Here is a 13,001-nt window from a genome sequence, read left to right on the forward strand (position 1 = left end):
GGCGCCCGGGAGCTTCCTAGGCTGAAGCCACACGTAGGGAAAGGAGGTGTTCCGGAAGTGATTTCTTCTCGGACTCGTGAGGTGACTGCGGGCTGACGCCCGTTGTCGCGCTCTTGCAGTGCAGGCCGGTCATCGGCCAATCCCAAGCAGTCACCGACCCGCAGGCTCGCCGGTAAGTCCGGCCGGCTCCTCCGCAAGGAGGGACCAGAGCCTGCGGGTTTCTGCATGCCGGCGGCGTTCGGCGGCCTCTTGAGGGCTGTCCCGCACTTCCTGGTGGCGGGAGAGCCCTCAAGGGCAGAGCCGCTCGACGCGCCACGCGTCCTCGCCCGCCCCCCTCACGTACCGCAGGCGGTCATGGAGCCGGTTCTCGTGGCCCTGCCAGAACTCGATCGTGTCCGGGACGACACGGAAGCCGCCCCAGTGCGGGGGCGCCGGGACCTTCTCGCCCTCCGGGTAGCGGGCCTCGAGGTCCTCGTAGCGGCGGGCCAGCTCCTCACGGGAGCCGATCACCGCGGACTGGTCGCTCGCCCAGGCGCCGAGCTGGGATCCGTGGGGGCGGGTACGGAAGTAGGCGACCGTCTCCTCGCGGGAGACCCGGGACGCGGTGCCGGTGACGGTGACCTGGCGGGCCAGGGGGTGCCAGGGGAAGAGCAGCGAGACATACGGGTTGGCGGTCAGTTCCCGGCCTTTTCGGGAGTCGTAGTTGGTGAAGAAGACGAAGCCGCGCGCGTCGTACATCTTCAGCAGGACCGTGCGGGAGGACGGCCGGCCCTCGGGGGTCGCCGTGGACACCACCATCGCGTTCGGCTCGTGGAGCATGCCGCCGGCGGCGACCTGCCGGAACCAGCGGGCGAACTGCTGCATCGGATCGGCGTCGAGGCCGTCCTCGGTGAAGGCCTCGGACCGGTACTGCTCGCGCATCGCGGCCGGATCGGTGGTGGAATCGAAGGAGGAGTCTGCGGTGGGCAAGGTGGGCACGGGGCCATCCTGCCGCAGTGGACCGGCACGAAGGAGGTCCGCCCGCCGTTACACGGTGGAACGGGGAGCTGTGCCCGATGTCACGCTTCCCGGTCGCGTCGGAACCCGCCAGTATCTTGGGTGGGCCCTGGGGCCCGCCCGCAGCCGCCGATCCGAGGGAGCCGCCTGATGTCCGACTTCGTACCCGGACTCGAAGGAGTCGTCGCGTTCGAAACGGAGATCGCCGAACCCGACAAGGAAGGCGGTTCGCTGCGATACCGAGGCGTCGACATCGAGGATCTCGTCGGCCATGTGTCGTTCGGCAATGTGTGGGGACTGCTGGTCGACGGGGCGTTCAGCCCCGGTCTGCCGCCCGCCGAGCCGTTCCCGATCCCGGTGCACTCCGGTGACATCAGGGTCGACGTCCAGTCCGCCCTGGCGATGCTCGCGCCCGTGTGGGGCCTGAAGCCACTGCTGGACATCGACGAGGAGACCGCGCGCAACAACCTGGCGCGGGCCGCGGTCATGGCGCTGTCGTACGTCGCGCAGTCCGCGCGCGGGCAGGGGCGGCCCATGGTGCCGCAGAGCGAGATCGACAAGGCCGGATCCGTCGTGGAGCGGTTCATGATCCGCTGGCGCGGCGAGCCGGACCCCCGGCACGTGAAGGCCGTCGACGCGTACTGGACCTCGGCCGCCGAACACGGGATGAACGCCTCGACGTTCACCGCGCGCGTCATCGCCTCCACCGGTGCCGACGTGGCCGCGGCGCTGTCCGGGGCGGTGGGCGCCATGTCGGGCCCGCTGCACGGGGGCGCGCCGTCCCGGGTCCTCGGCATGATCGAGGAGATCGAGCGGACCGGGGACGCCACCGCGTACGTGAAGCAGGCCCTGGACCGGGGCGAGCGGCTGATGGGCTTCGGTCACCGGGTGTACCGGGCCGAGGACCCCCGCGCGCGGGTCCTGCGACGCACGGCCGAGGAGCTGGGCGCGCCGCGGTTCGAGGTGGCGCAGGCGCTGGAGAAGGCCGCGCTCGAGGAGCTGCACGCGCGGCGCCCGGACCGGGTGCTGGCGACGAACGTGGAGTTCTGGGCAGCGATCATGCTGGACTTCGCGGAGGTCCCGGCGCACATGTTCACGTCGATGTTCACGTGTGCGCGTACGGCGGGCTGGTCGGCGCACATCCTGGAGCAGAAGCGGACGGGGCGCCTGGTGCGGCCGTCGGCCACGTACGTCGGTCCGGGGACGCGGAGTCCGCGGGAGATCGATGGATTCGATCAGCTGGCGGACCTGGGGAACTGAGGCCCGAAGTTCTGACGGACGGGGACACCTCGTCCGTCAGAACTTGCCCCGGCCGTCAGAACCTGCCCCATCCGTCAGAACCTGCTCCCTCCGTCAGAGCTTGCCGCGTACGCAGACGGTGCGGCGCCGGTCCAGGCGGAGGCCGAACTCGGCGAGGAAGCTGGGCTTCAGGTCGGGCCATCCCCAGAAGGTGAAGCCGAGGCTGCCGTACGCGAAGGCGTCGTCCATGCCGGTCCAGTCGGTGAGCGGGGACTCGGCGTGGCAGTGCGTGCAGCGGACCGGTGCGGCGGCTCCGGCGAGCCAGGCCTCCTCGGCGACGGCGAAGGGGTCCCAGGCGCCGGGGATGTCGTCCCACGTCTCCTCATCGCGGAGTTCGGTGGTCGCCCTGCAGCGAGGACAGTCCGCGCCCGAGGCCTCCGCGTACTGCCCGGCGTCGAAAACGGTGCGGGTGGTGACGACCTCCAGGCCGCCCGCCTGCCAGGGGTCGCTCCAGCCGCTGCTGTCGACTACGGCACGGTGGCGGGGGCCCGGGGGGTGTCCGGGTCCGCCGCCGAGGACGGGTTCGGTGCGGTCCGGGCCGACGACCCCCTCGGCGACGAGCCACTCCACGATGTGCGCGGCCACGGGGGCAGCGTCCGCCTCGGAGATCCCGGTGTCCACGATCGTCTGGTAGTAGTCGCCCATGCGGGGCCTCCTGGGGTGCGTGCGGTCGGCTCGGTCGGTCTGCGCCGAGGTTCGCGGTCCTCGGTGGTGCGCGGTCCGCGGTGAGTAGTCCTGCACGCGCGTGCGGCCCTTGTCCACACTGGCTGCACATACCGGTCACCGGGAGTCCGGCCACCGGGAGTTACGCAAGGGGCGCACCTTCCTGACCGGGGCGCGCAGGTTCCTCGCCGACGGCGGCCCCGGCCGTGGCTCGGTCCCGGGCCTGACCCGGCTTTCCGAGACGCACCGCCCCGTCCGCGTCGGCGCCCGATACCCGGTATCCCTCGCTCTCGTACAGGGCGATGTTGCCGTGGCTGGCCGCACCGGTGTACATGATCAGGCTGTCACATTCCTTCCCTCCGGCCTCCGCACTGCGCAGCATCCAGCGGCCGATGCCGTGGCCTCGCAGATCGGGAACGACGGCGAGCCGCCCGATGTGCCAGTCGCCGCCGCTGCGCCGTGCGCGCACCATCGCCAGGAGCCGCCCGTCCCGCCACAGTCCGGTGGCCTCCCAGTCGGCCAGCCAGGCGCCCACCTCGTCGAGTGACTCGCGCAGGGCCTGTACGGCCAGGGTGTCGTTGGCGACGGCCTCCTCGACCCAGCAGCAGCGCTGCAGCACCGTGACGTCCGGTGCGTCCTCGGGAACGAGGCGTCGCACGTACGAGCCCGGCAGGGGGCCGGGCAGTGAGCCCCTCGCTCCGCGTTCACGCATCGGCCGCAGTGCCTGAGCGACCCGCACCAGCTCGTCGAGTACGCCCAGGGCCGCCGCGTCGAGGGCGGCGTCCGGGCGGACCCGCCCCTCGGACACCGCGTCCGCGATGCGGATCGCGACCGTGGACCCGAGGGGCACGAGACGAAGGGTCGTCACCACCTGCTTGGCGTGCTGGACCGCGCGGGTGCCCGCCGAGGTGTTTCCGTAGCTGACGAATCCGACAGGTTTCCAGGCCCACTCGGGACCCAGGTAGTCGAGCGCGTTCTTGAGGGTCGCGGGCATGCCGTAGTTGTACTCCGGCACCACCATGACGAAGCCGTCAGCCGCTCCGGCCAACTCACTCCACCGACGCGTGTGTTCGTGGTGGTAGACGCCCGAGGAGGGATGCTCCTCCTCGTCCAGGAAGGGCAGGCCGAGATCGCCGATGGCCAGCGGCACGAGGTCCACGCCGAGGCCTTCGGCGTGTGGCGCGAGCGTGCCGGTCAGCCACTCCCCTATGGCCGGCCCGAGGGCACCGGGGCGGCTGCTGCAGACGAGGACGACGACGCGCAGTTTTTTCGTTGACATGGAAATGAAGCTAGCTGGTAACTTGATTACATGTCAACGAAATCGTCGGACTCCGCGCCCCGCTGGCTGACACCCGGAGAGGAGCGCGCCTGGCGGGCGTACCGCCGCATGGTGATCACCGTCCAGGCGCGCACGACCCAGGACCTGGCTGAGCACGGCCTGTCCGAACCGGACTTCGAGGTGCTCAGCACTCTCTCCGAGCGGCCCGGCAACACCAGCACCCTCGGCGAGCAGGCAGCCAAGATGGGGTGGTCCCGCAGCCGCCTGTCCCGCCACGCCACACGCATGGAGGCGCGCGGACTCCTGCGGCGGGCGCCCGACCCGGACGACGGCCGAGGCTGCTTCCTGGCCCTCACCGAACAGGGCCTGGAGACACTGACGCGCAGCATCCCCGGCCATGTCGCGTCAGTGAGGCGTCACTTCGTCGACCGGCTCGATCCGGGCGACCTTGCCGCCCTCGAACGCATCGCCGCGAAGCTGGACGACGACCTGGCGAGGTGAGGTTCCCACCGGGGCCCTCGAACGGCGGCGGGCGCGGCGACGCCGCCTACGCGGCCATCATCCGCACCACCCGCGCGGCCGGCCGACCCCGGTGGGCCGGGCCAGGAGCCACGCCCCGCCGGGCCATGGCGCACCCGTGGCAAACCTGTGGCGCGCCTGTGTCATTCCCGCCCCATCCTGAGATGTGCCGGCGCGCCCCGGCGACGGACCGTCGTCGCCGAGGCCGCTCCGGCACGTCCGGTCACATGACCGGACGCTTCTCCAATTGTTGACGTTCGGCTGTCGTATGGGGCAGCCCTCACTGCCAGTTAGGCCAAAATGACACCCAAGGCACGCATCGTCTCCGCAGTTGCCCTCACCACCCTGTGCCTCGGCCTCACAGCCTGCAACGACGGCGAGGACTCGGCGGCACAGGAATCGCCATCGGCGTCCGCCCCGGCCTCGTCCGACCCGAGCAGCGAGAGCCCGCCCGCGGACCCCAGCGACGACGCCGCCGCTCCGGCCGGTGGTGACGTCGCCGCACCGGGCACGAAGTTCAAGATCGGCGACAGGGCGGTTCTGCCGTTCACGTACGGGACCGACAAGAAGGGCACCGTCGCCGTGACGGTCACGGCGATCGAGAAGGGTGCCGAGGCCGACATGGCCGCATTCGGTGAGAAGGCGAAGGGCATGACCCCCTACTACATCCGGATGAAGGTGGAGAACGTCAGCGGCACCGACCTGTCGTACGCGTCGCTGAGGCTGCGCGGCAAGCTGGAAGGCGGCGGCCCCACGGGCGTCATCCTGATCGGCGACCTGCCGGGCAAGTGCGACAACGAGACGGCACCCCGCGACTTCACCACCAAGGGCGCGTCGTACGAGACCTGCTCGCTCAGCGCCACGAAGACCGACCCCATCGCGGCTGCCTCGTTCGAGGAGGGTGACGCGTACAGCGACAGCCCGGTGCTCTGGACCAGCTGACCAGTTGACCAACCGATTCCGTGTCCGCGCGCCGGGCATCTCGTCCTTGGACGACATGCCCGGCCGACGGCCGGCCCGCGCTCTGCAGGTTGTCCCGGAGGAAAGCCGTGCGGTGGCCCTCAGGTCGGCTCAGCACAGGTCGATGCGGATCCCGGGCAGCAGATCGTCCAATAGGCCGGGGACGACCGGCAGGTCCGGCAGTCCCGGGAGCCAGCCGGAGTCCGCCGGGCTTCACCGCAACGGGCGCGTCAGCCAGACCACTTCGCCCTTGTCCTCCACGGTGACGCGGTCCCGCGCGAACCCGAGCTTCTCCAGGACGCGGAACGACGGTGTGTTCCCCGCATCGACGGTCGCACCGATCCGCTGCCGCCCGGTCGCCGCAGCGGCGTCGAGCACCGCACGGGCCGCCTCGGTGGCGTAGCCGCGGCCGTGCACCCGCTGGAAGAGCTCGTACGCGATCTCGGGCTCCTCCAGCGTGGAGCGGCCGATGATCAGTCCGCAGTAGCCGATGAAGTCGCCCTCGGCACGCCGCTGGATGGGCAGCAGGGCGATCCCCGTCGTCTCCGTGGAGGCGATCAGCTTCGCGATGAGCGTGCGGGAGTACTCGACCGTGCGTGTCCCCACGCCGCGTTCGGCGTACAGGGCGGTGAGCTCGGCAGCGTCCGAATCGGCCCACGGGCGCAGGATCAGCCGCTCGGTCTCCAGGTGGAACGACATCGTCCCGTACGTGGTCATGCCCCGCCCCTGCCCTTCACGGGCCCTGCCGAATCATGTGCTCCGGACGACGTCAGGGACGGTTCAGCCCCCACGTCTGCAGGACGAACGGCCGGCCCTTCTCCTCGCCCTCGATCAGCGGTACGTCGAGCAGGCGGAAGCCCGTCTTCCTCGCCACCGCGACGCTGGACACGTTCTCAGCCTCCAGTTCCAGGATCACCTGCTCCACGCCCAGTTCCTCGAAGGCGTACGCGGCCATCACCCGCACCGCCCGTGCGGCCAGGCCCTGGCCGCGGTGTGCGGGGCCGACCGCGTAACCGATCTCGTTGCCCTCGGGGGCGCGCCGCAGCATGACCTCGCCGAGTGCAGCGCCGCCGTCGGTGGTGATGGCGAGCAGAATCGTCGTGCCCTCCTGCCGCAGCTGACGGGCCCGCTCCAGACGGGTGTGGGCGGCCTTCTCGTCGAAGGGGGAGACGATCGGCGTCCAGTGCGCGACGTCGGGGTGGTCGAACAGCTCCGGCATCGCGGCCAGGTCCGCTTCTGTCCAGTCGCGCAGGACGAGGCCTTCTCCCGTGAGCTCGATCCGGGCGGGAAACGGTGACGCGGTGCTGCTCATGACGCGGGGCCTCCCTGGCCTGTGTTCGGGAGGAGAAAGGGTATCCGGGAGCGGCCGGAAGGCGGCGGGCCGGCGGGCCTCCGGGAATCGGCGGGCGCCCCGGCGGGGCACCGGCCGCCTCCGCCCTCTCGGCGCGAGGCTGATCCGCCGTTCCGACGCGCGCGGCCGGCGGCCCGGACGCGCTCGGGGACGCCGCTTCACCGGTCGCCCGACCCACGCCTGCCCGTTCCCGTCCCGGCTCCCCCACCACCCGGGCGGGACCGTGGTCACCGCCGGAACCAGCTGCGGCCACTGCCCTTCCGCTCCTGCCGGAGCTGCTTCCTCAGCGCCCCCCGCAGGGCGAGCGCCGGGGGCGCCTGCTGCTGGAAGTCGTGCCCGGGTCTGTTCCTGAGGGTGGTGAGGAGCACGTCCAGCATGGAGACGGCGCGCTCGGGCGATCCCGACTCCGCGACGCAGTGCGCGTGCCGGATCCGCAGGCGCACGTCACTCCTCGCGAGCGCGGCGGAAGTGCGCGGCATCAGCCGTTCGTAGAGAGGCAGGGCCGCCCGGAAATCGCCCAGTTGGTACGTGTCGAGGGCCAGGCGCAACGTGGCGTGGACGGTGCGCGGATCGTCGTCACCCAGCCCCTGGAGGAGGTCCGGCAGCAGGGGTTCCAGCAGGGCGCGGCGGCGGGCCGCCTGTTCGTCGTCGCGTGATCCCGTGATGTGCACGGGCCGGCCGGTGCCGTCGTACTCCCGGTCCAGCGCGTCGGCGCGGTCGAGCCGGGCCACCAGCGTGATGGGGTCGTGCGCACCGAGGACGTGGGTCGCCCGGGCGATGATGTCGTCCAGTTCGGCGAGGTGGCGCCGGCCGTCGCCCTGTCCACGGGCGGCGGCGTCTCCGGTCAGGACGGCCCGGACGTCCAGGGTGCGACGGTTCTCGGGGCCCAGGACTCTCATGAGCCTGGGCAGCACGCTCTCCAGGCGGTCCTGGTCGTGTGCCGTCTGCCAGGCGTGCATCGCCCGCTGGTAGGCCGCCTCGACCGTCAGAGGGTCCTCCGCCCCCAGCTGCGCGGTGAGGTCGCGGATGAGGAGATCGAGCCGCCGGGCGAATTCGCCCGCCTCCACGCCGGCGTAGTCGTCCAGGATCCGGTCGAGCCGGCTGCTCAGCGCCTCGCGCGCGCGGCCGGCGGGATCGGCCGCGGTCGGCTGTGCGGTGGGGACGTACGCGAACGGCTCACCCGCGTCGTCGTCGGAGGTGGACTGCGGGTCGGCTGAGGTCGTTCGGCGGGCCTGCCGGACGATGTCCGCCAGGTGGTCGGCCACCTGCCGGGCGTGCGGGGGCCGTTGTGCCGGATCCTTCGCCAGCAGACGCAGGACCAGCCGGTCGACGGCGTCGGGCAGACCCGGGCGCAGTGATCCGGGGCGGGGCGGTGTGCCGGCCGCGTGCTGGGCGATCAGCTCGTTCATGTTTGCTCCGGTGAAAGGAAGTTGGCCGGTCAGGAGCTCCATCAGGACGCAGCCCAGGGAGTACAGGTCCGCCCGTCCGTCGACCGGCACGTTTCCGGCCCAGCGCTCCGGCGCCATGTACTGCCAGGAGCCGATCACGTATCCCTCGGCCGTCAGGCCCGTGTGCGCCAGGTCTCTGGCGATCCCGAAGTCGAGGACCTTCGCCGTGCCCACGCCGTGGCCGGCCCCCGCGCCCGCTCCCGCCTCCGCCCCCGTGATGATCACGTTGGCAGGCTTGATGTCCCGGTGCACCACTCCGTTGGCGTGAGCGGCATCCAGCGCCTCGCAGATGCCCTGCGCCCAGATCAGGGAGGAGACGAGCGGGGGGACACCGCGCCGGAGTATTCCGCCGAGCGTCTCCCCCGGGACCAGTTCCATGACCAGGTAGACCATGAGCCGGCCCTCGTGCAGTGCCTCCCCGTAGTCGTACAGCGCGGCGATGTTCGGGTGGCTGAGGTTGCCGGCGAGCTCTGCCTCCAGGGCGAAGCGACGCGCCTCGTCGTCCGACTGCGGGGAGCCGGTCTTGACCGCCACCTGCCGTTTCACCCTGCTGTCGAAGGCCCGCCAGACCTGGCCGAACCCTCCCTGCCCCAGTAACTCCACCAGCTCGTACCGCTGATCGATCACGTCCTGCGGCCGCATCAGTCCCCCGAGTTCGTCCGGCTCCTCGTCCCGATGGTCCCCAGCAGTATGCGCATCAGGCCCCGCCGGAGCACCCCCGTCGGGCTCCGGCGGGCCGTCCCTCGGCACCCGCGCCTCGGCACAGCACCCGGCCCCGGCCCCGGCCCCGGCCCCGGCCCCGGGAGAACGCCCTGGGGCGTGTCGCCGAACTGGCGTCGCGCGGCAGACGCCAGTTCGACGACACGCCCTACCACGATGCCCTCCCTGAAAGGTCGGTACGCGCATATACGCACACTCTCCTGACATGACGGCCATCTCTGCGTCACACTCTGCCTCTTGGACCGGTCCGGGCAGGAACGGGCGGTCGGTAGCGGGGAGAGGCGGGGGCCAGGTGCTGAACGGAATCGGGCAGCTGCGGAAGAGCGTGCGGCGGCGGGACGCCCTCAGGTACGGCGGTCTCGGGCTGCTGGCCGTCGCGCTGGCGGCCTGCGGGAAGAACGAGGCCGACGAGGCGTCGGGGGCGGCGGGCGGGGCCGCCCGTCCGACCGTCACCGGGGCCGCCGTCCAGGCGTTCGTGCGCGGCGCGTGGAAGCTCGCCTACAGCCCGGAGGGACAGGTCAACGACGCATACCGGCGTATCGAGTTCACCGGCCGCGCCTGGAGCCTCGACGCAGGGGATCTGACGGGTTCCTTCGAGCTCACCGGGGACGCGCTCACGGTCCGGGTCGACGGCATGAGCTCGGACAACGTCTGGGCCGCCACCGGAATGCCCGCCACGGTCGGCGAGAAGGCCGCCGTCACCCTCCAGTGGGGCCATGACGAGGAGTCCGGCCCCGTCGACCCCGGCTCGCCGGTGGACACCACGCCCACGCCGCTGCCCGTCGTGTGGGACGGCACCACACTCAGGATCCGGGCCGGGAACGGTCTGGAGATCATGGCCGTACGCGCCTGACGGCGGCGCGCCGCCCGCTCAGCGGCCCAGCGCCCCGTCCAGCAGTGCCGCCCACTGCGTCACGACCCGTCGCCGGCGGGCGGTGTCGTCGGTGAGGACGTTGGCGAGGCCGAGGCCGCGGGCCATGTCGAGGAGACCCTGGACCGTTTCGCGGACGCCGGGGCGGGTTTCGTCGGCGCGCAGCAGCGTCACGGCGATGTGGTGGGTCTCGCGGCCGACGCGGGCTTCGAGTTCAGTGACGCGGGGGCGGAGCTGTTCCTCGTTGGAGGCCGCGACCCAGAGCTGGAGCGCGGCGCGGAAGAGCGGGCCCGTGTAGAGGTCGACGAGGGCGGCGACGACGGCGGCGCGGTCCTGGACGGCGACGGCGCGCAGGGCCGCGGAGCGTTCCTCGGCGACGTATTCGACGGCTGCGGTGAACAGGTCCTCGCGGGTGGGGAAGTGGTGCTGGGCGGCGCCGCGGGAGACTCCGGCGCGGATGGCGACGGCGGAGACGGTGGAGCCTGCCCAGCCGTGTTCGGCGAGGCAGGCGACCGCGGCTTCGAGGAGCTTCTGCCGGGTGGCACGGCTGCGGTCCTGCTTCGGTGGTGTCACAGCAGCCATGCGGGATCCCGTCGTTCCAGGAAGGCCGTCATCCCCTCCCGTGCCTCGTCGGAGGCGAAGAGTGCCGCGGAGCGGGCGATGAGGTCTTCGGCGTACTGGTCGAAAGTCTCCCGCACAGTAGCCGTGACCAGCTCCTTCGATGCGGCCAGCCCCTGGGGCGAGGCACTGCGCAGTCCGTCGAGTACCGGTACGAGTGCCTTGTCCACGTCCTCGGCGGCCATGGTCACGAGGCCGGTCCTGGCGGCTTCGGCGGCGTCGAAGCGTTCGCCGGTGAGGTAGTAGCGGGACGCCGCGCGAGGATCGAGGCGGGGCAGCAGGGGCAGGGAGATGACGGCGGGGGCGAGGCCGAGGCGTGACTCGGTGAGGGCGAAGGAGGAGCCGGGGCCGGCGACCGAGATGTCGCAGGCGCCGAGCAGTCCGAGCCCACCGGCCCGTACGTGCCCGGTGACACGGGCGACGACCGGTTTCGGCAGGGTGACGATGCGGCGCATCAGGGCGACGAAGGCGTGCGGGTCGGCCGGCGCCCTGAGGTCGGCGCCCGCGCAGAACGTGTTGCCGGTGTGGGTGAGGACCACCGCCCGTACGGTGTCGTCCGCCGCGCAGGCGTCGAGGGCTTCGGACAGTCCGGCCACGAGTGGTGCGCTCAGCGCGTTGCGATTGGCCGGGGAGTCGAGGGTGAGCGTGGTGATGCCCCGCTCGTGGGTGGGTGGGGCGAGGCTCATTGCTGCTTCTCCCTGTCGCGCAGTTCACGGCGGAGGATCTTGCCGGAGACGGCGCGCGGTACGGCGTCGACGAACTCGACGCGGCGGATCTTCTTGTACGGGGCGACGCGTTCGGCGACGTACGCCATGACGTCGTCGGCGGTGAGGTCCGGTGCGGTGGGCTGACGTACGAGGAAGGCCTTCGGGATCTCGTTGCCGTCGGCGTCGTACACGCCGATGACGGCGGCGTCGGCGATCGACGCGTGCGTGAGGAGGAGTGCTTCGAGTTCGGCCGGGGCGACCTGGTAGCCCTTGTACTTGATGAGTTCCTTGACCCGGTCGACGACGAAGAGCCAGCCGTCCGCGTCGACGCGTCCGATGTCACCGGTGTGCAGCCAGCCGTCGCCGTCGATCATGGCGTCGGTGGCTTCGGGGCGGCCGAGGTACCCCTTCATCACCTGGGGGCCGCGGATGAGGATCTCGCCGTCGGTGTCGATGCCGAGGTCCTCCCCCGGGTCCGCCATGGACGCGATGCGCATCTCGGTGCTGGGCAGCAGCTTGCCCACGGCTCCGGGCGGCGGGTTCTCGATGTCGAGGGGCACGACGTGGGTGCCGGGCGAGAGCTCCGTCATTCCGTACGCCTGCCGGACGGGCGGTATGCCGAGGCGGGCGGAGCAGGCGGCGGCAAGTCCGGCGTCCAGGGGCGCGGCGGCGCTGACGACGTACTCGAGCGAGGACAGGTCGTAGTCGCCGACGGCCGGGTGCTTGGCGAGGGCCAGGACGATCGGCGGGGCCACGTACAGACCGGTGATGCGGTGTTCCTGGATCACACCGAGGAACTGTTCGAGGTCGAAGCGGGGCAGCACGACGACGGTCGCCCCGCAGCGCAGCGGGACGTTCATCAGGGCGGTCAGCCCGTAGATGTGGAAGAAGGGGAGGACGGCGAGGATGCTGTGGCCGGGCTCCATGGGGATGAAGGGGCGCAGCTGTTCCAGGTTGGTGCCGATGGAGCGGTGGGTGAGCATGACGCCCTTGGGGGCGCCGGTGGTCCCGGAGGAGTACGGGAGGACGGCGATGTCCTCGGCACCGAAATCGATCTCCGGTTCCGGGGCGGTGGAGCCGAGCATGTCGAGCACGGACGTGTGGCCCTCGGCCTGGTCGCAGACGAAGATCTCCCGGACGCCGCCCGCCAGCTCGGCGGCCCGGCGGGCGACGTCGAGGAAGAAGGACACGGTGACGATCCAGCGGGCGCCCGAGTCGTCGAGCTGTTGCGCGAACTCCTCGGCGGTGGACAGCGGGTGCACGGTGGTGACCGAGGCGCCGGCGCGCGTGGCCCCGTAGAAGACGGCGGGGTAGGCGATCGTGTTGGGGCTGTGCACGGCCAGGACGTCACCCTTGCGCAGTCCCGCCTCGGCGAGGTGGGCGGCGATGCGGCGGTGGAAGGTGTCGAGCTGGGCGTACGTGACGGAGAGGCCGTTCGTTCCGTCGATCAGGGCGACGGTGTCACCGAAGGCCGCGGCCCCGCCGAGGACCGTTTCGTGGATGGGTGTTTCGAGTGCCGGAACGTCTTCGTACAGGCTGTGGAACACCATGGCGGTTCCCTTCGACGCGA

General features: G+C 71.5%; 13 protein-coding genes. 4 read left to right on the forward strand and 9 right to left on the reverse strand.

The window, feature by feature from the left end:
* Positions 1–288: 288 nt before the first annotated feature.
* A complete protein-coding gene (gene pdxH, locus ABZ434_RS25195) occupies positions 289–921 on the reverse strand; it encodes a pyridoxamine 5'-phosphate oxidase (protein WP_359141260.1) in 633 nt (210 codons plus the stop codon).
* Between the two features lie 225 nt (positions 922–1,146).
* Here pdxH and ABZ434_RS25200 point away from each other — a divergent pair, with 225 nt between their 5' ends.
* The gene (locus ABZ434_RS25200) at positions 1,147–2,256 is read left to right on the forward strand and encodes a citrate synthase 2 (RefSeq protein WP_359141067.1); all 1,110 of its coding nucleotides are present in this window, start codon (positions 1,147–1,149) and stop codon (positions 2,254–2,256) included.
* Between the two features lie 93 nt (positions 2,257–2,349).
* Here the strand turns inward: ABZ434_RS25200 and ABZ434_RS25205 are convergent, their stop codons facing one another.
* On the reverse strand, positions 2,350–2,940 hold the full coding sequence (locus tag ABZ434_RS25205) for a hypothetical protein (protein ID WP_359141070.1): 591 nt from the start codon (positions 2,938–2,940) through the stop codon (positions 2,350–2,352).
* Positions 2,941–3,100: 160 nt separating this feature from the next.
* A complete protein-coding gene (locus ABZ434_RS25210; RefSeq protein ID WP_359141073.1) occupies positions 3,101–4,237 on the reverse strand; it encodes a GNAT family N-acetyltransferase in 1,137 nt (378 codons plus the stop codon).
* A gap of 30 nt (positions 4,238–4,267) precedes the next feature.
* On the opposite strand from ABZ434_RS25210, the gene ABZ434_RS25215 reads away from it, so the two are divergent.
* Positions 4,268–4,738: a MarR family winged helix-turn-helix transcriptional regulator gene (locus ABZ434_RS25215; RefSeq protein ID WP_359141076.1), complete on the forward strand. Its 471-nt coding sequence runs from the start codon at positions 4,268–4,270 to the stop codon at positions 4,736–4,738.
* A 318-nt stretch (positions 4,739–5,056) separates the two neighbouring features.
* Positions 5,057–5,698, forward strand: a complete 642-nt coding sequence (locus ABZ434_RS25220) for a hypothetical protein (RefSeq protein ID WP_359141080.1) — start codon at positions 5,057–5,059, stop codon at positions 5,696–5,698.
* 231 nt (positions 5,699–5,929) lie between these two features.
* Here the strand turns inward: ABZ434_RS25220 and ABZ434_RS25225 are convergent, their stop codons facing one another.
* The 3 genes from ABZ434_RS25225 to ABZ434_RS25235 form a co-directional block, all read right to left on the reverse strand.
* Positions 5,930–6,433: a GNAT family N-acetyltransferase gene (locus ABZ434_RS25225; protein ID WP_359141083.1), complete on the reverse strand. Its 504-nt coding sequence runs from the start codon at positions 6,431–6,433 to the stop codon at positions 5,930–5,932.
* A gap of 52 nt (positions 6,434–6,485) precedes the next feature.
* Positions 6,486–7,028 carry a GNAT family N-acetyltransferase gene (locus tag ABZ434_RS25230; protein ID WP_359141086.1) on the reverse strand — a complete coding sequence of 181 codons (543 nt, stop codon included), beginning with the start codon at positions 7,026–7,028 and terminating at the stop codon, positions 6,486–6,488.
* A gap of 266 nt (positions 7,029–7,294) precedes the next feature.
* The gene (locus tag ABZ434_RS25235; RefSeq protein WP_359141089.1) at positions 7,295–9,157 is read right to left on the reverse strand and encodes a serine/threonine-protein kinase; all 1,863 of its coding nucleotides are present in this window, start codon (positions 9,155–9,157) and stop codon (positions 7,295–7,297) included.
* Between the two features lie 370 nt (positions 9,158–9,527).
* Between ABZ434_RS25235 and ABZ434_RS25240 the strand changes: the two genes are divergently transcribed.
* Positions 9,528–10,088 carry a hypothetical protein gene (locus tag ABZ434_RS25240; protein WP_359141092.1) on the forward strand — a complete coding sequence of 187 codons (561 nt, stop codon included), beginning with the start codon at positions 9,528–9,530 and terminating at the stop codon, positions 10,086–10,088.
* A gap of 18 nt (positions 10,089–10,106) precedes the next feature.
* Here ABZ434_RS25240 and ABZ434_RS25245 read toward each other — a convergent pair whose 3' ends face one another.
* The 3 genes from ABZ434_RS25245 to ABZ434_RS25255 are packed head-to-tail and all read right to left on the reverse strand — an operon-like array spanning position 10,107 to position 12,981.
* A complete protein-coding gene (locus tag ABZ434_RS25245) occupies positions 10,107–10,688 on the reverse strand; it encodes a TetR/AcrR family transcriptional regulator (RefSeq protein WP_359141095.1) in 582 nt (193 codons plus the stop codon).
* Positions 10,676–11,410: an enoyl-CoA hydratase family protein gene (locus tag ABZ434_RS25250; protein ID WP_359141098.1), complete on the reverse strand. Its 735-nt coding sequence runs from the start codon at positions 11,408–11,410 to the stop codon at positions 10,676–10,678. The genes ABZ434_RS25245 and ABZ434_RS25250 overlap by 13 nt, the downstream gene beginning before the upstream one ends.
* On the reverse strand, positions 11,407–12,981 hold the full coding sequence (locus tag ABZ434_RS25255; RefSeq protein WP_359141101.1) for a 4-coumarate--CoA ligase family protein: 1,575 nt from the start codon (positions 12,979–12,981) through the stop codon (positions 11,407–11,409). The genes ABZ434_RS25250 and ABZ434_RS25255 overlap by 4 nt, the downstream gene beginning before the upstream one ends.
* Positions 12,982–13,001: the final 20 nt, after the last annotated feature.

Source organism: Streptomyces sp. NPDC005761 (assembly GCF_040630635.1).
Lineage (GTDB): Bacteria > Actinomycetota > Actinomycetes > Streptomycetales > Streptomycetaceae > Streptomyces.

Excerpts from the sequence above, each read along its gene's own strand:
- pdxH (WP_359141260.1), bottom strand. The coding sequence starts at position 921 with ATGCGCGAGCAGTACCGGTCCGAGGCCTTCACCGAGGACGGCCTCGAC.
- ABZ434_RS25200 (WP_359141067.1), top strand. The coding sequence starts at position 1,147 with ATGTCCGACTTCGTACCCGGACTCGAAGGAGTCGTCGCGTTCGAAACG.
- ABZ434_RS25205 (WP_359141070.1), bottom strand. The coding sequence starts at position 2,940 with ATGGGCGACTACTACCAGACGATCGTGGACACCGGGATCTCCGAGGCG.
- ABZ434_RS25210 (WP_359141073.1), bottom strand. The coding sequence starts at position 4,237 with ATGTCAACGAAAAAACTGCGCGTCGTCGTCCTCGTCTGCAGCAGCCGC.
- ABZ434_RS25215 (WP_359141076.1), top strand. The coding sequence starts at position 4,268 with ATGTCAACGAAATCGTCGGACTCCGCGCCCCGCTGGCTGACACCCGGA.
- ABZ434_RS25220 (WP_359141080.1), top strand. The coding sequence starts at position 5,057 with ATGACACCCAAGGCACGCATCGTCTCCGCAGTTGCCCTCACCACCCTG.
- ABZ434_RS25225 (WP_359141083.1), bottom strand. The coding sequence starts at position 6,433 with ATGACCACGTACGGGACGATGTCGTTCCACCTGGAGACCGAGCGGCTG.
- ABZ434_RS25230 (WP_359141086.1), bottom strand. The coding sequence starts at position 7,028 with ATGAGCAGCACCGCGTCACCGTTTCCCGCCCGGATCGAGCTCACGGGA.
- ABZ434_RS25235 (WP_359141089.1), bottom strand. The coding sequence starts at position 9,157 with ATGCGGCCGCAGGACGTGATCGATCAGCGGTACGAGCTGGTGGAGTTA.
- ABZ434_RS25245 (WP_359141095.1), bottom strand. The coding sequence starts at position 10,688 with ATGGCTGCTGTGACACCACCGAAGCAGGACCGCAGCCGTGCCACCCGG.
- ABZ434_RS25250 (WP_359141098.1), bottom strand. The coding sequence starts at position 11,410 with ATGAGCCTCGCCCCACCCACCCACGAGCGGGGCATCACCACGCTCACC.
- ABZ434_RS25255 (WP_359141101.1), bottom strand. The coding sequence starts at position 12,981 with ATGGTGTTCCACAGCCTGTACGAAGACGTTCCGGCACTCGAAACACCC.